This is a genomic window from Mucilaginibacter sp. P25, assembly GCF_050859465.1.
GTDB lineage: Bacteria > Bacteroidota > Bacteroidia > Sphingobacteriales > Sphingobacteriaceae > Mucilaginibacter > Mucilaginibacter gossypii.
On record NZ_CP193937.1, the window covers coordinates 6093322 to 6113122 of the forward strand.

Here is a 19801-nt window from a genome sequence, read left to right on the forward strand (position 1 = left end):
AAAGCAGGATCAGGTTCCGATCTGAAAAATATTCCGGCTTCATTTGCCTCGTTTTTCTACCATGAATTTACTGAAGTTTATGGCAACCGGCCTCATCTTAGTTTAAATATTACACACTTAAAAACTCAACCCATTCCTCTGCATTACCTCACCTATGCGATACAAAATTGCGCAGTAATACCTGATTAAAAATGGCTAAAGCTCTGATGTTTTGGTCTATTTTACGGTTTGAGATAATTAATGATTGCGGTATGACAAATCGCAACCAAAACGGTTAATTCGGGAGATATTGAAAAATTATCAGAAGTATATAATAAAAAAGAACGGATACCTGACGGCTACTTAACCAGGTATTGAAGATTAGAAATATGAATGGGCGCGGGTTTATATTTCAATGAATATCCCTGGCGTGCTGATAATACCGCTTTAATTTCAGACATAATCGATAAGGCTATCTCTTCGGCCCCCTCTGCGCCTAAATCCAAGCCTACCGGGCCATAGATGTTGTTCATTTGTGCTTCGCTAATAGATATGCCTGCATGTTCAACTTCTGCCAGCATACGTTCCAATTTCTTTTTGGGGCCGAGGATGCCGATATAGGGTAACGATGTCGGTAATAGTTCTTTAAGCAGCGCTATCTCATAGTTATAATTGTGGGTCATCATAACCATAGCCGTGCGATCACCGATCTTTATATGTGATAATACCTCAGCCGGTTTGGCAGTTACAATATTTTGAGCAAACGGGAACCGTTGCTTAACGGCATAATTAGGCCGACCATCTATCACGGTAATATTCCAACCTAAAACCGCAGCTATTCGTGTTAAAGGAATTGCGTCGTTACCTGCCCCCACAATCACGAGCGAAATCACAGGTTTAATATGTTCTACAAAAGCAGTATACTCGGTATCAGCTTGGTAAAACCGTATTTCTGATCGCTGTTCCTCCAGTACCCTTTCAGCATCACTTACCAAAGCAACCTGGTATGGCAGATGCTCGGAATGGCTTATCGTAAGTTTATCTTCGGTAAGGCAAAGGCACGTACCGGGCTGCGCCGCTTTTCTGTCTTTAATGGAGAATACAGTTGCAAGTACGACATGCTGACCATTGCTGACGATATTTTTCAACAGACTAATTGGGTTATTGATATCGCTGGTTATGGGTTCAATAAGAATATGGATAATACCGTTGCAACCCAATCCTACGCCCAGCTTGGCATCATCATCGTCGGTAGTATCATAGGTTACCAGTAAAGGTTGTTGCTGCAGGATCACCAGTCGGGCTTTGCGTAGGGCATCGCCTTCCAAACACCCGCCGCTGATGGCGCCGGTAAGTTGCCCGTCCTCAGTAATCAGCATACGTGCGCCGGCCCGACGATAGGCAGAACCTTCCACCAATACAACAGTAGCCAGTGCAGTTTTTTTCCCAGTGCATGTGCCTCATCATAGGCAGCAACAATATCAATGATCTCTTTCATCAGCAGCTTTACAGCTATATCAGTTTGTCGGGTGTTATGGGCAATTCCCTTACCCTTTTGCCCGTAGCATTATAAATGGCGTTTGCCAAAGCGGGAGCTACCCCTATCAACGAAATTTCGCCAATACCTTTGGTGCCTACCGGGTTTAAAACCGGATCGGGCTTATCAATAAATATAGCTTCTATCTGCTGGATATCGGCATTTACAGGCACGTGGTAATCAGCAAAGTTACCATTAATATAGCGCCCGTAGCGATTATCAAAAACAGCTTCTTCAGTCATGGCCATGCCTACACCGCCAACCGCGCCGCCAATCATCTGGCTGCTGGCGGTTTTGTGGTTAACTATTTTTCCGGCATCAACACAGGCTACAATCTTTTTGATCTTTACCTGCCCTGTAAGCGGGTGTACATGCACTTTGGCAAAATGCGCCGAAAACGAGTACATGGAATATTTTTGCGCTTCGGGATTGCCTTTTGATTCTTGTGTAAGCTCAACCGACGGCATATTGTTTTGCTTTAACACAGCAACGTAATCAATAGGCTCCATACTATCGGCGGGTTTGCCGGCCATAATGTACAGTTTCTGTTTCAAAGCCACACACACATCATGTACCGCCGAACCAACAGATGATACCGTTGCCGACCCACCCTGCGTTGGCGCATTAGGAAAAGCCGAATTGCCCAGCTCAAACGTGATCTTATCCGCAGGGATTCCCAAAGTATCAGCAGCTATCAATACCATTGATGTGCCGGTGCCCGGGCCGATATCGCTCGTGGCACTCTGAATGTTCACACTGCCATCGGCCGTCAACTTTATTTTAGCCACGGCATTGCCCCGGTATGCGCCAAACGCACCGCAGCCTATCCCGTAGCCTACCAGCCATTCGCCCTCTTTATTGGCGCCGGGTTGGGCTTTACGATCAGCCCAGCCTATGGCCTCGGCCCCTTTCTGGTAACATTCCTTTAGGTATTTGCTCGACCATGGCTTGTTCCGTTCAGGATCAGTATCGGTATAGTTTCTTAGTCTTAACTCTATGGGATCGAGGTTAAGCTTGTAAGATAACTCATCCAGCGCCGATTCAAGTGCGAAAGAACCTGTAGCCTCTCCCGGACCACGCATAGGCGCAGGCACACCGACATTTAAAGGCACTACCTTGTAGAGCGTATTTACATTAGGACTGTTATATAAAAACTGCGATACATTTACCGCCCCTTCAGTAAATTCTTCATAAACGGCTGTTTGCGAATGCGATTCATGGGTAATACCAATCAGCTTACCATCGGCAGTAGCGCCCAGTCCTATTTTTTGAATGGTTAAAGGGCGATATCCTACCTGCGTAAACATCTGTTCGCGGGTGAGTGTAAGTTTAACCGGGCGTTTTACCAGTTTAGCTGCCTGTGCGGCTGCAATTTCATGCGGCCAGGTACGTAACGAAGAGCCGAAAGCTCCACCAACAAACCTCGAATTGATCTGCACATTATCGGGGTTAAGTCCGAACGCCGCAGCAATGGATCGCTGGGAGCCTTTTACGCCCTGCGATTTGGTATACAGTGTAACCTTATCATCCCCATCCCAAAACGCGGTGGTAACGTGCAATTCCATAGGGTTATGTACTTCTGTAGGAAGCAGATATTCCTCCTCAACCACTACCGGGGCATTTTTATAGGCATTTGCCTCACCGCGCACATAATCTTTATAATTACCTTTTTGCGGGGTTACCCCTTTATCTATGTTTTTATGAAAATCAGTTTCAAAAGGCTCAGTATTGTAAGTTGCTTTAACCAGGCATGCCGCATAGGTAGCCCGTTCAAAGGTATCAGCAACTACCAACGCAATGGGTTGCGAGTTAAAGTAAATCTTATTATCATTAAATAACTTAAGCCCGCGTACCGGCCTTTCTGCGCCGGCCTGGTAGCCCGGTACTTTTGGCGCATTAAATGGCGTAATGACAGCAAGCACTCCCGGTGCACGCTCGGCAGCCCTGGTATCAAGTGCAGTTACCGTACCAGAAGCAATAGTTGCCGATACCAGCACCCCATAGGTGAGGTTGGGGACTTTATACTCACCGCTGTATTTAGCTCCGCCGGTTACTTTTAACCGGCCATCAACACGGCTTAAGGAATCGCCAATTGCGTCTTTTTTCATGAAGATCAGTATTAAATCTATTAGCTAAATAGTCGTTAATTTATGATGCAAGGCCGGTGGCCAATTTTAAGGATTGTACAATAGCATTAGGTGCAAGCTTTAACTTAAACTTATTGTACTCATAAGCTTTAGCACCCTGCATGGCAATTTGCGCGGCCTGCTTAAAATTATCTTCAGTAATAGCTTTACCTTTTAAAAATATTTCGGCAGCGGTTAAACGCCATGGCTTATGTGCCACCCCGCCCATGGCCAGTCTTGCACCTGTAATAGTATTATTTTCGATATGCAAAGCGGCAGCCACCGAAACCAGGGCAAAGGCATATGATGTACGGTCGCGAATCTTTAAATAGTAAACATGCTTGTTATAAGCAGATGATGCTGCGGGCAAATCAACTGAAGTGATCAACTCGCCTTTTTGCAAGGTATTATCAAGTTCCGGATGATCGCCTGGCAAGCGGTGAAAATCACCAATATTAATGGCTCTCGGGCCTTTTACACCCGTTACGTGGATGGTGGCATCCAACGCGGCCATCGCCACATTCATATCACTGGGGTTAACAGCAATACATTTATCGCTGGCGCCAAAAAGGGCATGCATACGATTAATCCCTTGCAATGCTCCACAACCGCTTCCGGGAGTACGTTTATTGCAAGGCATAGCAGTATCAAAAAAATAAGGACAGCGGGTACGTTGCATAAGATTGCCCCCAACGGTAGCCATATTGCGCAACTGCGGCGAAGCACCGGCATTGATGGCCAGCGCCAGCAACGGGTATTGCGCCTTTATATAAGCGTGCTCGGCAACCTCGCTATTGGAGGCTAAAGCACCTATGTGTATACCTGTAGGCGTTCTCTCTATCTTTTTAAGCGGGAGGCGGTTAATATCAATCAACTTGTCCGGTACTACCAATCCCATTTTCATCATATCAACCAAGTTGGTTCCGCCTGCCAAAAAGTAGCCGTTTGGTTCTTTTGCCAATGATTTAATGGCAACAGCCGTTTCGGCTGGTCGTGTGTATTGAAACTGGTTCATACCATACCTCCTTTAACTTCCTGAATAGCCTTAACAATATTGGGATAAGCGCCGCAACGGCAAATGTTACCGCTCATAAATTCCCTGATCTCTGTTTCAGATCCGGTATGTCCTTCTTTAAGCAAAGCCACGGCCGACATGATCTGTCCTGATGTACAATATCCGCACTGAAAACCATCGTGCTTAATAAAAGCCTCCTGCATGGGATGCAGCTCTTCCTCTTTGGCAAGGCCTTCAATAGTAGTTATCTTTTTACCATCATTTGTCAATGCAAGGCTTAGGCACGAGTTAATGCGTACGCCATTTACATGCACTGTACAAGCGCCGCACTGGCCGCGGTCGCAACCCTTTTTGGTACCCGTAAGGTCGAGGTATTCGCGCAGCACTTCCAGCAGGGTCACACGCGGTTCAACCATCAATTCATGTTTTACACCGTTCACCTCCAGGTGCAGGGCTTGCTTTTCAAAAACGCCGGCAAATTTCTCATCCCATTGGTTTTCGGCCGCTTTAACTACAGTACCCGGTGTTAAGGCAATGGCCGTTAACAGCGATGTTTGCTTAAGAAAATCACGGCGCGTTCCGTTTGAATTGTCTTCGCCGTCGGTTGGAGTGAAGGGCTTTGTTGTAGACATAGGTACAGCGATTTATAATTACACCAAGATAGCACTTTTAATATCAATAACTCCGTAACAAATTTGTTTTGAACAATGAAAAATCCAATTATTCAATCACCGCGCTTTTAATATTTCTTCTAACAAAAGTTTAGGGCTAACTTTAAGCAAATACTTCACAATGAAAATGATCCCGCTTTTTAAATGCCGCGATTTACGACAAGCCGTCGGTTTTTACACCAACGTGCTTGATTTCAGGCTCAAATACCCTGAAGCCACGGCTGATGACGGCGTTATTGACCTAATAAGCGAATTTGGAGAGATGTAGTTAACCGTATATGAAAGCGACCGCTTATTTGGTTCGGTGGTAAATGTTTGGGTTAATGATGTGGATAGCCGGTTTACATATTACCTATCCCGCGGGTTGGATACCTCAGTTAAAAGAATCGCCCGTTCACCAGGGACCAACCGACCAAACCTGGGGAACGCGCGAGTTTTATGTTACGGATACTGACGGCAATACTTTACGGTTTTGCCAGCGGCAACGGTAGATATTTATTGGACCACCTTAACTTCCGCGGGCGCATTAATTGTGGTTTTTACTTTACCATCAGCCTGCTTAACATGTTTAATTTTCACAATACCATATGGTGTTGGATAAGTTCCTTCGGCAAAGCTCAGATCGCCCAAATGGGGTTCAATCTTAATTACCTTACAACCTGGCGCAATTATCTTTACACCCAGCACATACTCAGTTAACCACGGTGTTGGCCCTGATGCCCAGCCATGCGAAAGACTATGCCTGAAACCTTTATAACAATAAGCGCCATAATCACCATGGATATCTTTTTTACCATCGGGCACCAACTCATCTATCCGCGAAGCGTTGGGCAGCCAGTCGATATTAAAATCTTCCCAAAAAGTAGTAGCGCCAAGGTTCAGCATCGGGCCCCAAAAGTTGCGGATAGCGTCAATGCCACCCTGGTAGTCGCCGGCTTTGGCTTTGGTCAACAGCATATAATAACCAAAAAACGTTGAGTAATTGTGTATTCCCTCTTTAGAAAGAATATCGTTTGCTTTTTCGGCAGGGAGTAAACCCGATAAGCCCAATAAGGCTGCCGCCTGTTTTGAACCGCTGGCATCCGGCACATTGGTTTTTAGTTTAGCAACCGCGGCTTCGCATTTTTGGGAGGTGGCCTGATCATTCAATATTTTGCAGAGTTCGGCACCGGCATTCAGGGTCATCACCAGCATGGCCTGTAAACCCGCATGAATAGCAGGTTTGTTTTCGCTCGATGGCCAGTCCAAAAACCGACCGGCGCCGTCCAACTTTTCGCTGCCGTTTGCATCAACCTGTACAGCGTACTGATTCAGCAACTTTACCAGGTAAGCTTTCTGCTGCTGCAGATATTTCAAATTACCGGTGTACATATACCAATCGCGTTGGATTAGGATCCACCACATAGAATAAGATACCATACCGTTCATATAGTCGGGCAAAGGGGTAATGTCCCGTGCCAGATCAAGGCTCTTTGACACTACCGGATTATCGCCAAATACAGCGGCAATGGTTGATGTTTCGGGATGCATATCGCCTACCCAAACCAGCCTGTCGCGTTTAATACCGTCCCAAAGATAATCCTGCATATTGAGGTGTACGGTGTACGCACCGGTAAGCCATATTTTGTTAAGCAGCGTATCACTGCATTTAAATGAGCCGAGGTAAGGGATATCGCGGTAAACAAAAATAGCCCTTGCTTCTTTCAGCTTAAGTTGACTGTTATCATCCAGCAAATCGATCCGTACAAAGCGAAAACCGGTGTTACCGATTTCCAGCTTACCCAACCATGGCAGGGACATAATCATATCGCGCATAGCGTGGTCGTTAGTAGCACCTTTTATGGTATCGATGTTTGACATAGCTTCGCTTGCCGATTCGCCAAAACGGATACGCACCCTCACCGGCTTGCCACCCCTTGACTGATCGGTTACCAATTGCAAACCGCCGTGCAATTCCCTACCAAAATCAAGCAATAAACCGGGCTTTCCCTTTTCATCACTTTGAAGAATGCACAAGTCATTACCTGAAAGATCGGCTTGTCCATCACCTTGCTTCAGCAGTTTTTCGGCATTGATAATATTGGTAGCTGCATTCGGCGATTTCCAAAGAATGCGGACCGGTGAAAGATATTTCCTTACCGTTTCTGTAGATTGCGCTTCGGCAGATCGCTTAGCATCAAAAACCGGAGGAAGCTTTTGGGCCTGACAGATAAAACAGATGATGGTTAGTGTAAGTATGCCGATGATTTTCTTCATGTGAAAATATCTTTTTGTCTGTTTTTAAAATTCCGCTCTTGAGAAAGAGCCCAATGGAAAATACTGCTGTAAAGGCGTATTTCGCACTGCTTTATTAGTTGCCGGTTAATCACAGTCTTTTTTATCGAGTCAAGGTCTTTAACCGCACCTTCTTTAAAGATATTACCGGAGATTAAATACAAATGAGACAGATTTATCGTGAAAGCTGGTAAGTTTATAATTAAACAATACTAACGCTTTCATCATGATCTGGCATCCTGTACTATCTTTTTTTAATACATTATACTATCGATGGTATTAACGCTCTCCTTTGGGGGGCTTACTTCAGAACAAGTAAGCAATGCACTGAAGGTGCAAAAGGTTTACATGGCAATAGGATTATCATCAACAACTAACTTACCTTGAGCAGGCTGAATAATATTGCAGGGATAATTATTTTACTTTCGGCTCAAATGATCTTCCGTTTGCATCCGGAAGATCATTTGAGCCGAAAGGTGTTATTTAAACGGGGAGATCATTTTATCTAAAGTGCGACCTCAGCATCCAGGCCATGCCCTCGTGTGTTTCCATCAAGCCGGTAATAAAGTCGCTGGTACCGGCGTCATTAAACTGATTTGCGAAGGGATTGATATTACCGCGTATGAACTCGATGATACTTTCATGGTCTTCAAGCAATTCTTTCAAAAAGCCAGCGCTATCGTTTTTGTGATCGAGCCTTTCGGTTAAATGAGTAAGTTGCAACAACTGGGTTAAAGTAGCTGGTGCGTAATGACCTATCTTACGGATACGTTCGGCCACGCTGTCCATAATTTCATCAAGCTCGTTGTATTGCTGTTCAAAAAACACATGCATTGAATGAAAGTCGGGGCCTTCAATATTCCAGTGAGCATTACGGGTTTTGGTGTACAGTACAAATTCGTCGGCTAATAATTTGGCTAACTGATCTGAAACGGCCTGGCGGTCTGCTTCATTAATTCCGATGTTTGTTTTCATGATATATGTAATTTGTGATTGTTATTCTTGTTATAACTTATTCATATTTTGGCAGATGCCTATACACGCTGAACTGTCTTTTTACGGCGCCAATATAACGTAAATGCGGTTACCCAAAAGTAAAAAATCAACGGCATAGGATGATCATGGTATGTGTATGACAAATCCCAACCAATAGATGACAGTACAAGCGTGATAAACACCATCGCCTCGCAGATTATGACTTTCATGCTATGTAGTTTTTTTGGAAGTGTCATCATACAATTTAATCAGTAACACATTTACAACTGCATCAAATTAGTAAAGCGGGCAACAATAATCATCAGTGCTCTTTTCAGGTAGAGATCTGTCAGGACAGGATCATTTCAATATGGTCGATACCATCTTCATCATAAATTTCACCATCAATTTTAAAGCCCGACTGTTCATAAAACTTGATAGCATAGTACTGTGCCCCTATCCGGATAGGCACATCTCCATAGATCTTTTTAGTTTGATCGATGGCGGCCTGGGTTAGTATTTTACCTACACCCGTACCGCGTACTTTTTTGCTGCTAACTATACGCCCAATTGATGCTTCGGCATATGATTTACCCGCGGGTACAATACGGGCATAGGCCACCAGTTCCTGATCATTATCAAACAATAACAGATGGTGGCAAGCGTAGTCTTTATCATCGGTGTCTAAAAACACACAATTTTGTTCAACTACAAATACCTCGCTCCTGAGCTTTAGTAATTGGTACAGCTCGGTAACGGTTAAATCATTAAAAGCTTTGCAAATTTGAGTGTAGTTCATGGTGTTTGATTTTTCTCTCGCAAAGCGCAAAGTCTTTTTGCCGATTTGCTTGTGTGGCTAAAGTAGATATTTCTGAGAAAAGCAGAAAGCATGGCCAGTTACTAAAAAAAGTCATACCGAACTTGTTTTGGGAATGCGCGGGGCAAGCAATCTGTTAAACATCCATCAACTTAGCATGTGGGCTGCTAAATAAAATGATGCCCAGTTGCTACGTAAATTACCACATGTGATAAAGAGGCATTACTTTGTCCCGTGGGAATAACTTTTTTCAACAATCCCTTATTGCAACCTGGTAAAAAATTATTTTCGCAGCCTGATAAATTAATCATTCTATCGCCCAACATGTCTGCATCTCATTCCCTGTTGCCGGTACAGGCCGATCTTGTACGAATTGTTTCAAAATATGTGTTGCTTGAAGAAAGCCGGAGAAATTTAAAAGGCCGCTGTCCTTTCCATAAAGACCAGGCAACCTCCCTGATGGTGTCGCCCGAAAAAAATATTTTTCAATGCTTTGGCTGCGGTAAAGGCGGCGGCCCTGTTGAATTTGTAATGGCCATTGAACACAAAACCCGAGAAGAAGCTATTCAGCTGATAGCAGAAAGTAATTAAGTTTTACAAAAGCGGATCAGGCTTACCCGATCTGCTTTTGTAGTACTAAAGCTTTTTCTTTAAAATCAAAAACAAAGCCAGTGATAAAGTTTATTTGTGCTACGAACTAACCGACCAACAGCCTGTTTGATATTTTTTTAGAGCTTTTATTTACAATTCTATTATTACCTTAACCAATAATTGCGTGAAGACAGTTTTTTGGTTAGCTCTTGGCAACGAAATGTACAATAAACCACAATGAAAACGACTCTTTTGTTTCCTTTAACCATTTTACTGCTATTCTCCTGCTCCGGGCAATCTCATAAACGATCTAATATAGATGAATTTTACACAGCAAAAGGAGAATGGGATTCAGCCAGGTTACCATTCATTAAACCTTATGAAGCAATAATTGTAACTAAAGAATCAGGATGGGGAATGAATCTGGAAGGCATAGATGGGGATACAGGCTTTTCTCACATTAAAAAAGCAAATGTTATAGATGGCGTAATTCTGGTTTATTACACTAATTCAATTCTTCATGGAAATTATGTTAAAGAAGGGTGGTATGTTGTGGTTCCAGCAAAAAAATAGAGCGGGGTTTTTCAACCCATAAGAAATATCTAAAATATTTAGAAAGCATTCACATTTCAGCAGAACCAATTCTTTATGATATTGAATCTATTGCTGATTACTACGAATATCATGATATCATAGATTGGAAAAAGATTCATTAATTTCTACGCCGTTGTTAGTGTTCGGAAGAAGAGATTTGGGTTGGAGATAGTGGTTAAAAAGTCATGTAAAGAAACGGCGAGACAATCTCGTAGCTGTACAAATTGGACATGCATTGACTATGGGATTGCCACGCTATACTCACAACGAGTTTTTGTATCGTAAAACGGCAAAAATCAATACAGCTTTTTAACCGCCTTCATCCATTCCCGGGCAATGAGCTCATGCCCTGCCGGCATGGGATGAACACCATCCCAGATCCAATGCTCAGCATTGGCTTTTTGTAAAGCTTTATTAAACACCTCCTGCAAAGGCACAAAAATGGCGTTAAATTTTGATGCAAGTGATTTAACTATAACCTGTCGCTTTTGAACTTCGGTTGTCCAAAGCTCCGGGTTCTTGCTTACCATACCAACGGGTAAAATAAAAGGCTCTAACATGATCAGCTTAACATCGGGTAACGCAGCTTTAGTTTGTGTTAACAGCCTATCATAAGCATTGCCGAAATCGTCGGCGGTTGCTTTATGGCCCTGCATTATTACCCTGTGCACATCGTTAATGCCTATTAGTATGCTTAATACATCGGGCTTAATATCCAACGTATCTTTTTGCCAGCGTGATGCAAGATCATTTACGGTATTACCACTGATGCCCCGGTTAAAAAACTGGTAATCACGGCCGGGATAGTCAAAATTAATACGGGCAGTTATCAAATAAGCGTAGCCCTGACCGTAAACATGGTTCCAGTCTTTATCGTAACTGCGGCCGCCGTCGGTTATCGAATCGCCCTGGAAAAGAAAAGTTTTTCCAATGCCATCATCTGGCAAATAATCATCATTCTTTGCTGATGCTGATACCAATTCCGGTGCTGCCATTGCTGCTGCGCCCGCCAGCGATGCTTTCTTTAAAAAGTCTCTCCTGCTGTTGCTCATATGCTGCTTACTAATTGATATGATTTGCCTTTTTCTGTATTGATCACCAACTCATACCCCTCTTTTACTTTAACAGGAGTAGCATTTAAACCTTTAACTGTCAGTTTGGATTTAGATATAATATGGCAGGTGCCGCCTGTTTTTGATAACACTTGGGCGGTCACAACCTTGCCCGCTGCCCATTTCATGTCAACTACAAATGCGCCTCTGGCTACCAAACCTTTAATTTCACCATTGGCCCAGGCATCGGGCAATGCAGGTAGCAGGTGTACATTACCATCCTGGCTTTGCAGCAGCATTTCGGCCAAACCAGAGGTACCACCAAAGTTACCATCTATCTGGAACGGCGGGTGGGCATCAAACATATTTGGATAGAGACCCCCACCCTCGCTGTAGTTGTAACCGCTTTCGCCGGTTAAGCGCAACAGGTCGCGGTAAAGTTTGTAGGCATGGTTACCATCTCTTAACCGGGCCCAAAGGTTTACTTTCCAGGCCAAGCTCCAGCCGGTACTTTCATCACCGCGTAACTCTAACGATCTTTTAGCCGCCGCTGCCAGTTCTGGGTTTACAGCTATCGAAATTTCATTAGCCGGGTAAACCGAATATAAATGCGATACATGGCGGTGATGCGGGTCAGGCGATTCCTGGTCTTTGTACCATTCCTGCAATTGGCCTTTACTGCCTATCTGATACGGGATCAGTTTAGCTTTTTTGGCGATAAGCGAATCCCTGAAAGCTGCATCAACGCCCAGTACCTTAGTTGCTGCTATCAGGTTATCAAACAGATCGCGGATGATACCCATATCCATTGTAGTAGAAACAGAAACATCCCCGGTTTTACCCTCAGCATAAATAAAATCATTTTCGGGCGACATAGAAGGTGCAGTTACCAAATGGCCCTGACCATCGGGCACTAACCAATCAAAAGTAAATTCGGCGGCGCCTTTCATTAAAGGGTAAGCTGTATTTTTTAAAAACGCTTTATCGCCGGTATATAAATAGTGCTCCCAAAGATGACGGGTTAGCCAGTCGCCACCCATTGCCCAGTTTGCCCATTTAGGGTCGCCATGACCAAGGTCGCCTACGGGGTTAGCCAAAGCCCAGATATCTGTATTATGGTGGGTTACCCAGCCCTTAGCATGGTAGAAATCTTTAGCAACACCAGCGCCCGTTTCCGACAATCCTTTGATCAACTCAAATAAAGGCTGGTGCATTTCAGACAGGTTACAATCCTCTGCCATCCAGTAGTTCATTTGCACGTTGATGTTGCTGGTATAGTTTGAGCTCCATGGTGCACGTAATTCTTTATTCCAGATGCCCTGAAGGTTAGCAGGAACGCCCGGTGTTCTGGAGCTGCTTATCAACAGGTAACGGCCATATTGAAAATATAAAGCTTCAATGCCAGGATCAGTACCATGATTCTTATTGTAAAGCGCAAGTCGTTCATCAGTAGGCAATTCGGCATGACTGCCCTTGTTATCGTTAATTTTAAGGCTTGCCCTGTTAAAAAAACGATGATAATCGGTCAGGTGGGCGGCGAGCAACTGTGCATAAGGTTTGGCAGCAGCTTTATCAAGGTATTTGGCCGCAACCTTTTCGTCGCCATCAGGGCATTGGTTGTATGCTTTAAAACTGGTGGCTGCGGTAACGTACAGCGTTAAACTTGATGCCCCTTTTACGGTGATCCCGCTTGTATCGGCAGTTATTTTACCATCACTGCTTACGGCCTTTGCCAACACCTCATACCGCATACCTCTGCACTTATCATCATCATCATAAACTATCGGATTTTTTGAATCAACATAGCTTGGCTCAACATGCGCCGGAGCTTTACCGCTAAGCTGCAATACATTTTTATTCAGCACCTCTTTTTGAAAACGAAGCTGGCTGCTCGTATTTATTTTAAGGTTTAACTGTTTAGCCTTATCAGCCGTAAACCGGATAACAATTACCTTATCAGGTGCCGAAGCAAAAATTTCGCGTTTATAGTTTATATCGCCAACGGTATATTTTGTTGTGGCAACAGCATTCCCGATATTCAGATCGCGGTAATAGCTGGTGCTGTTACCACCATTATATGATTGTTTGATATGCAGATCGGCCATAGGCAAGAAGCTTTCAGAGTATAAGCCCTGCATCTTTTGCGTTAGCTCATGTGCCCTTTGATATTCCCCTTTAAACAACGCTTCCCTTACCTGGGCCAAGTATTGAAATGCACCGGGATTTACATTTTGCTTCACCGGTCCACCCGACCATAGGGTAGATTCATTGAGTTGCAGCAACTCATCATCAACGCCACCAAAAATCATGGCTCCTAATCTGCCGTTGCCTATCGGCAAAGCTTCTGTCCACGCTTTTGCGGGCTTTTTATACCATAAAGTATTGTTTTGCGCGTTTGCGTTTGGCGCAATCAATTGCATGCATAGCGGTAAAACTACAAACAGGAGTGTTGTTTTCAAGCCTTGGTTCATAAATAGGTTAGAATTGTTTTTACAAGTATACCAATGCAACAGCTATAAAAAATAATGCTTATTGGCATTTTAATATACAAAAACGGGGTACAGCAAAAAAACCCGCCTTGCGGGCGGGTCTTCCTTAGTAAATTTCAGCAGTTATAGTGTATTATCTTCTTTCGTTATAAACCTGGAATTCGGCTATTGATACCTGATGATCAGCTTTATCTATCGAGATCCGAACCTTGCCAGCCCATACCCTGTCAAAACGGTGAACTTTAATCTTATTAGCATTATCACCATCAAACAATGGCTTCCAGCTTCCGTTCAGGTAATATTCCAAACGGTAATGTGAAATATTCGGTTTTTCTTCGGCAATAACAATGGTATTCAATGCCTGGTCTTTCTTAAAATCTATCTCGTACCATGGATTTTTAACTGTTGGGTTTGACACCCATGAGCTATGAAAATCATCATCGTTAGCAAAATCCATAATAGCAGAATCATCGCTCCAGCTTGCGCTTGCCGGCTGATTTTTTGCAATGTTTGATGAAATAATCGGTGCATCCAACGTAGAAAGCTTAGCCACTGGCCCTTCGTTTTTCCAAAGTTTGCCTATTTCTTTAAGCGCGGCAAGGGCGTTATCGTCAAATAAACCATCGCGGTTTGGTGCCACGTTCAGGATAAAATTACAGTCGACGTTGTTCAATGGTTTCAGGATATCGTTAACCAGTTTGGCAGGCTCCTTAACCGGGGTTGTAGGGTGGCTTGTTTCCCAAAACCAGTTGGCCTGCAATGGTAAACAGGCAATAGCCGGCATGCGGTTATCTTTAGTTGAAACCCGTTGCCCTGCTCCCATTTCGTAAGTCTTGATATCAGTAAAATACATGCCTTCTGCCGGATATTTGGCACCATTAAGGTCCATCACCAAACAGTTTGGCTGTAATGATTTCACCAATGTGTAGATTTCTTCAAACGGAACGTCATCATATGAAATCCTCGACCATGGTGCATCCCAGCCGTCAATGATCAGAGCCGAAATCTCGCCGTATTTGGTCATCAACTCAGTGATTTGCGCTTTTACCATATCAATATGCTTTGGCGTGATCATGTTTGGCCTTAACCTGTGGTGAGTATCTAGTATTGAGTAATATAAAAACACCTTTAGACCGTTAGCCCTGAAAGCATCAGTATACTCTTTCACTACGTCTTTTTTCAGCGGACTGTTCATCACGTTATAATCGGTTGTTTTGGTATCCCAGATACAAAAACCACTGTGGTGTTTTGTGGTAATACAACCGTAAGTCATGTTTGCCGATTTAGCGGCTTTTGCCCACTGGTCGCAATTCAGTTTTTTAGGGTTAAAGATAGTTGGCAAAGCATCAGGATCGGCCCAGTCCTGATCCATATAGGTTGGGATGTTAAAGTGGATAAACATACCGAAGCGCAGATCGACAAATTCCTGCTGAAGCTGGGCAAGCGGTTTTACAGGCTGCCGGGCCGTTTGTGCTTTTAGTGAGAGTGAAGCGGCACAAATCGCAATAAAGCATATAGCTTTTAACTTAAACATGATTGGGTTGTTGGTTAAATTGATAAAACGTTTTAACAAACTGCAATATCACATTTAAATTCAATGTTTAGATTATGGTAAATTGACATTACATTCAGCTTATTTGGCGTGGATAAGGTTCGGCACAACAAAAAACATGTCATTGCGAGGAGCGAAACGGGAATAAGCTTGGGCGCGACGTGGCAATCGCATGCTATAAAGGGCGGATTTGCTTCCTAAAACAAATCCGGATAATCAGTAATCACACCATCAACACCTAAACTTTTAAGCTGTTCAATTTCGGCTTTTGTATTTACTGTCCATGGTAGTACTTTAATCTTTGAATCATGGCATTTCTTTACCAGGTCGGCATCAACCAGTTTATAGTCTGGGCTGTAGATGAAAGGAGTAAAACCAAGATCGGCCATATTATCTTCAAACGATTTTTTGTTTTCGATAAGATAAGAAGTACGCACATCAGGATATTTTTTGTGGATGATCTGCAGCGTACGTCTATCAAACGACTGGATCACAACGTAAGGCAGGACCTTCTTTTCGATCAAAACAGCCATCAGCTTATCCACAAACGCGTCCGGAGCTGGATTATAAATACCATCGCCCTCTGGTGAGCATTTGGTTTCGATATTGTAGAATACCGGCTTTTTATGATTTACCTTAATATAATGCTGTACCGAATCAATCAATTCGGATAGTAATGGCATGTAGGTTTTTATCTTTTGCTGGCGCGGAAATTTGCTGTACGGCTTTGAACCTACATCATATTGTTTCAGGTCCTCATATTTCATTTTATAGAGGATCAGGTTTTTCGCATCTTCCTTGAGGATATCCTTACCATCGGGCGTAAGCGAAAACAGCGGATTGATATATTCATCATGCGATAAAACCACCTGCCCATCCGCCGTAATATGCGTATCCATTTCCAGCGTAGTAACAACACCAAGATCGATGGCGTTTTTCATAGCAGGAATGGTATTTTCGGGCCTCAGTCCCCTGCCGCCGCGATGTGCTTCGGCGCTGAATGAGGGGAAATCTGCATTTTTTAGTTCCATGTTTTTAACAACGGTAAAGCCTGATAACAAGATAAGACTTATACCGGTAACAATGTTTATTTTATTTTGCATCTAATTCGCTTGAATATTTATTTCCGAAACGATCTGTAGCTTCAACCCTAACCTTTTTAACCGACGGATCAAAGTGCGCCACAAACAAATGCCCTGTTTCATGCGGCTCCACAAAATGCCGGCCTGCCGGTAGCTGATCGCCTTTATACAAACTTACCGATAAGGGATCATATCCCTGTTCTTTTGACAACGCTCCCATCGGTTTGTCATCTAAATAATACACTACCTTCCACTGTGGGTCATAGTTCCAAACATTGGCGATGAGGCGCATCTGGTCGGTTAGTTTTTCGGCATAAACACTGATCTGGTTTTCGGCCGGTAAACCTGTCGATTTATAATACCATTTTAGCTCCGTACCAGTTACCGAATACACGCCGTATCCACGTGGGGTACCATCAACGCAAATAGGCCCCGTCCACCAGCCTCCGCATACTGTGCCGTGGTTATGCTCAAAAATACCGTTGGTGATATTGTTATCATGGTAATGCGTATGACCCGACATGATGTGCACATTGCTGAAGCCATTCAGCACTTTATAAAAATCCTGGTTATTTTTCACCTGATTATATACCGGGATATGCAGGTTAATGATCAGTAACTGATCTTTCTTAACGTATTGCAGATCTTTTGCCAGCCAGTTTAGCTGATCTTCGGTAATATAGCCATCATACTCACGCTCAACACCCAGGTAACGAACATTATCTAATACTACATAATGAGCCTTGCCCCGGTTAAATGAATAATAAGTTGGCCCGTAGATTTGCTTAAAGGTAACATCAGAAGTTTCATCGCCTCCCATACGGTAATCCATATCGTGGTTACCTATCGCCTGGAAAAACGGGATCCCCATTTGTGCTACGGCCTCATTATAATCCGGGAAAAGCTCATGGTTATCCCAAACAATATCGCCTACGCAAATACCGTGTACCAGTGCGTTTTTACCTAATGATTTTATGGTAGCAATGGTATCGGGAACCGAGGTATCCATCATCTGCTTAACGTCCTTTTTGTTTTTAACCTGCGGATCGGCCCAGATAATAAAGTGGTGATTGTGACCATCAACTTTTAACGGCTCCAGCTTAAAATCAAAATGCGAACTGCCGCCTATGTTTTCGTAATGCTTAGATACGTTATAATCTGTTTTAAACTCGTAGCCTGATGGTGTGCTCATGAAAATACTTTTAGCTTTTTCATTTGGAGTAAGCTCGTAATTACCCTTATCATCGGTAAGTACTACCGAAAAACCGTCGGATATTACTACGCCTTTAATTCCTTTTTTGCCTGCAGTGACACGGCCTTTTACGGTATCACCGGTTAATATTTGTGTAAGTGCGTTGGCACCGAGCGATATGAACGCACCGCCGGTTATAAGGCCAATGCCCTGTAAAAATGATCTTCTGTTCATTTAATAATATTTTAACCTCACCTAAATCCTCTCCAAAGGAGAGGACTTAAATAAATATTTTGATCCTGTTATATAAAGCCCCTCTCCTTTGGAGAGGGGTTGGGGTGAGGTTTTAATTTTGAATTGTTGTTACGCCTGTAGCCGTTTCAATGGCGCTAATTGGCGATGTTAGTGTAAGAGGAACGCTGGTTACGGTTCTGCCGCTTACCCATCTGCCGGTAAGCGCATCATACACACCTCCTAACTGGCTAAATAGGCCATCAGTTGGTAAGGTGAGCTTTGAGGTATTGGTACCGCCTCCATAAAAGCCCTGATCAGTACGGGTTACCGGATTAATGGTACTATAGTAATCGGTATTGGTAATGCGGTAGCCAATCTCCGGCGGGCCAGCCGAGTACACGGTACCACCGCCACCGTACATGATAACATCAAGCGGAACGCTTGCGGCACTCACTGTTGTACCCGCAAAAACTGAAACTCCTGCCACGTTACCACTGTTAGCTAACAGATTGGTAGTTACATTGCCGAAATCAGCACCCGGCACTTCGGCATACATGGTGCTGTTGATCCAGTTGGATGAGCTGATATCTGTTGAGCCTTTACCCCAGATATTTTTATTACCGCCTACATAAAAGAACTGGCCTTTTTTAACTGTGCCCGATGTGAGGTCAAACTTGTAAGTTTTTGCCAAACCTTGCGCCCAGCCATTGGCAGGTGCCGGGTTAGTACCCGCATTATTACAGGTTACCACAGCGTAATTGGTTACCGCAAAGTCAATGTCCTTAGTTGCCTTGAACTGGATATACTCATAATCAGCATCGCTGCCCGAAGGATTGGTAAGGTATCCGGTTATGATGATTGGCGATGGCTTGGTTGCAGCAAGTGTAAACACATCATCGATAGTACGCGGCCAAAGCTGCATTTTGGTATCGGTGCCTGATGTTATCGCAAACGGAATGCCTGTAAAATTAGCGCTGAACGGTAATTCGGTAGTTGCGAAAGCAGCGTTAGCCTCTGTATGCATTATTATTTTGCCAAAACCGTCATTAAGTGTTTTATCACCCGCGTAAGTTTCGCCCTGCTGCGGCTCCGGGTCGGTTACTGCCTTAGCTATCGTAACCAGTGTACCTTCGTAAACATCGGGCGAAGCCAGCAAGGTTGCTGATGGAACCGACTGCACTTTAACGGCTTTATTCGTGGCAACTTTATTCACTGAGCTTTCGGTAAGGCCTTTAACACGCATACTGCCGTTTACTTTGGTAAGTGTAGCGCCCTCAACTTGCACTATTACCGAATCGCCGGGAACATAGTTTGCAGCTGCATTACCTATTTCGAGAGAAATACCCCTAACTGCGTTACGGCGGTTGTTTTGCACCACTAATACGCCGGCAGGACTATTACCTGCTGCGGCGTTTGAAATTACTACGCCCACTATTTCCTTTGCTCCGCCCATATTGGTGCTGTTCAGCACAACATCCGAGCCTTTGTAAATCCCCTTCAGGTCAACAACGGCAATAATCGGGCTTAACGAACCTTCAGCATAGTTATTCTTTTTGCATGAATTTATACCGATGGCTGTTGCAAGCACCAGTAATAAATATATCTTTTTCATTTTATAGAT

At 43.7% G+C, this 19801-nt stretch carries 17 protein-coding genes; 4 read left to right on the top strand and 13 right to left on the bottom strand.

Annotated features, from left to right (window positions below; genetic code table 11):
- Nucleotides 1-338: 338 nt before the first annotated feature.
- The 4 genes from ACRQ5D_RS30740 to ACRQ5D_RS30755 form a co-directional block, all read right to left on the bottom strand.
- Complete coding sequence (locus tag ACRQ5D_RS30740; RefSeq protein WP_432329915.1) at nucleotides 339-1394, bottom strand: XdhC family protein; 1056 nt, start codon at nucleotides 1392-1394, stop codon at nucleotides 339-341.
- 97 nt (nucleotides 1395-1491) lie between these two features.
- Entirely contained in the window at nucleotides 1492-3624 is a 2133-nt protein-coding gene (locus ACRQ5D_RS30745) for a xanthine dehydrogenase family protein molybdopterin-binding subunit (RefSeq protein ID WP_091163424.1), read from the bottom strand.
- A gap of 40 nt (nucleotides 3625-3664) precedes the next feature.
- Entirely contained in the window at nucleotides 3665-4657 is a 993-nt protein-coding gene (locus ACRQ5D_RS30750; protein ID WP_091163422.1) for an FAD binding domain-containing protein, read from the bottom strand.
- Nucleotides 4654-5289 (bottom strand): (2Fe-2S)-binding protein, encoded by a 636-nt coding sequence (locus ACRQ5D_RS30755; protein WP_091163420.1) that lies wholly within the window; start codon nucleotides 5287-5289, stop codon nucleotides 4654-4656. The genes ACRQ5D_RS30750 and ACRQ5D_RS30755 overlap by 4 nt, the downstream gene beginning before the upstream one ends.
- A gap of 166 nt (nucleotides 5290-5455) precedes the next feature.
- Here ACRQ5D_RS30755 and ACRQ5D_RS30760 point away from each other — a divergent pair, with 166 nt between their 5' ends.
- Nucleotides 5456-5596, top strand: coding sequence for a hypothetical protein (locus ACRQ5D_RS30760; protein WP_432327649.1), 141 nt, complete (start codon nucleotides 5456-5458; stop codon nucleotides 5594-5596).
- 55 nt (nucleotides 5597-5651) lie between these two features.
- Nucleotides 5652-5819, top strand: a complete 168-nt coding sequence (locus tag ACRQ5D_RS30765; RefSeq protein WP_432327650.1) for a hypothetical protein — start codon at nucleotides 5652-5654, stop codon at nucleotides 5817-5819.
- Between the two features lie 4 nt (nucleotides 5820-5823).
- Here the strand turns inward: ACRQ5D_RS30765 and ACRQ5D_RS30770 are convergent, their stop codons facing one another.
- The 3 genes from ACRQ5D_RS30770 to ACRQ5D_RS30780 all read right to left on the bottom strand — a co-directional run bounded on the left by ACRQ5D_RS30770 (nucleotide 5824) and on the right by ACRQ5D_RS30780 (nucleotide 9376).
- Entirely contained in the window at nucleotides 5824-7584 is a 1761-nt protein-coding gene (locus ACRQ5D_RS30770; RefSeq protein WP_091163415.1) for an alpha-L-rhamnosidase C-terminal domain-containing protein, read from the bottom strand.
- A 519-nt stretch (nucleotides 7585-8103) separates the two neighbouring features.
- Nucleotides 8104-8577: a Dps family protein gene (locus tag ACRQ5D_RS30775; protein ID WP_091163413.1), complete on the bottom strand. Its 474-nt coding sequence runs from the start codon at nucleotides 8575-8577 to the stop codon at nucleotides 8104-8106.
- 349 nt (nucleotides 8578-8926) lie between these two features.
- Entirely contained in the window at nucleotides 8927-9376 is a 450-nt protein-coding gene (locus ACRQ5D_RS30780; protein ID WP_091163410.1) for a GNAT family N-acetyltransferase, read from the bottom strand.
- 342 nt (nucleotides 9377-9718) lie between these two features.
- Here ACRQ5D_RS30780 and ACRQ5D_RS30785 point away from each other — a divergent pair, with 342 nt between their 5' ends.
- A complete protein-coding gene (locus tag ACRQ5D_RS30785; protein ID WP_129570681.1) occupies nucleotides 9719-9985 on the top strand; it encodes a CHC2 zinc finger domain-containing protein in 267 nt (88 codons plus the stop codon).
- 237 nt (nucleotides 9986-10222) lie between these two features.
- Nucleotides 10223-10558: a hypothetical protein gene (locus tag ACRQ5D_RS30790; RefSeq protein ID WP_431198703.1), complete on the top strand. Its 336-nt coding sequence runs from the start codon at nucleotides 10223-10225 to the stop codon at nucleotides 10556-10558.
- A gap of 317 nt (nucleotides 10559-10875) precedes the next feature.
- Here the strand turns inward: ACRQ5D_RS30790 and ACRQ5D_RS30795 are convergent, their stop codons facing one another.
- The 6 genes from ACRQ5D_RS30795 to ACRQ5D_RS30820 form a co-directional block, all read right to left on the bottom strand.
- Complete coding sequence (locus ACRQ5D_RS30795; RefSeq protein WP_218134360.1) at nucleotides 10876-11631, bottom strand: SGNH/GDSL hydrolase family protein; 756 nt, start codon at nucleotides 11629-11631, stop codon at nucleotides 10876-10878.
- On the bottom strand, nucleotides 11628-14090 hold the full coding sequence (locus ACRQ5D_RS30800; protein WP_256337356.1) for a glycoside hydrolase family 95 protein: 2463 nt from the start codon (nucleotides 14088-14090) through the stop codon (nucleotides 11628-11630). The genes ACRQ5D_RS30795 and ACRQ5D_RS30800 overlap by 4 nt, the downstream gene beginning before the upstream one ends.
- 163 nt (nucleotides 14091-14253) lie before the next feature.
- Nucleotides 14254-15654, bottom strand: a complete 1401-nt coding sequence (locus ACRQ5D_RS30805; RefSeq protein ID WP_431198704.1) for an alpha-L-fucosidase — start codon at nucleotides 15652-15654, stop codon at nucleotides 14254-14256.
- 215 nt (nucleotides 15655-15869) lie between these two features.
- Nucleotides 15870-16703 (bottom strand): glycerophosphodiester phosphodiesterase family protein, encoded by an 834-nt coding sequence (locus ACRQ5D_RS30810; protein ID WP_256337355.1) that lies wholly within the window; start codon nucleotides 16701-16703, stop codon nucleotides 15870-15872.
- Between the two features lie 61 nt (nucleotides 16704-16764).
- Nucleotides 16765-18180 (bottom strand): calcineurin-like phosphoesterase C-terminal domain-containing protein, encoded by a 1416-nt coding sequence (locus ACRQ5D_RS30815; protein ID WP_091163396.1) that lies wholly within the window; start codon nucleotides 18178-18180, stop codon nucleotides 16765-16767.
- Nucleotides 18181-18292: 112 nt separating this feature from the next.
- Entirely contained in the window at nucleotides 18293-19792 is a 1500-nt protein-coding gene (locus ACRQ5D_RS30820) for a DUF5689 domain-containing protein (protein ID WP_091163393.1), read from the bottom strand.
- Between the last annotated feature and the right edge of the window lie 9 nt (nucleotides 19793-19801).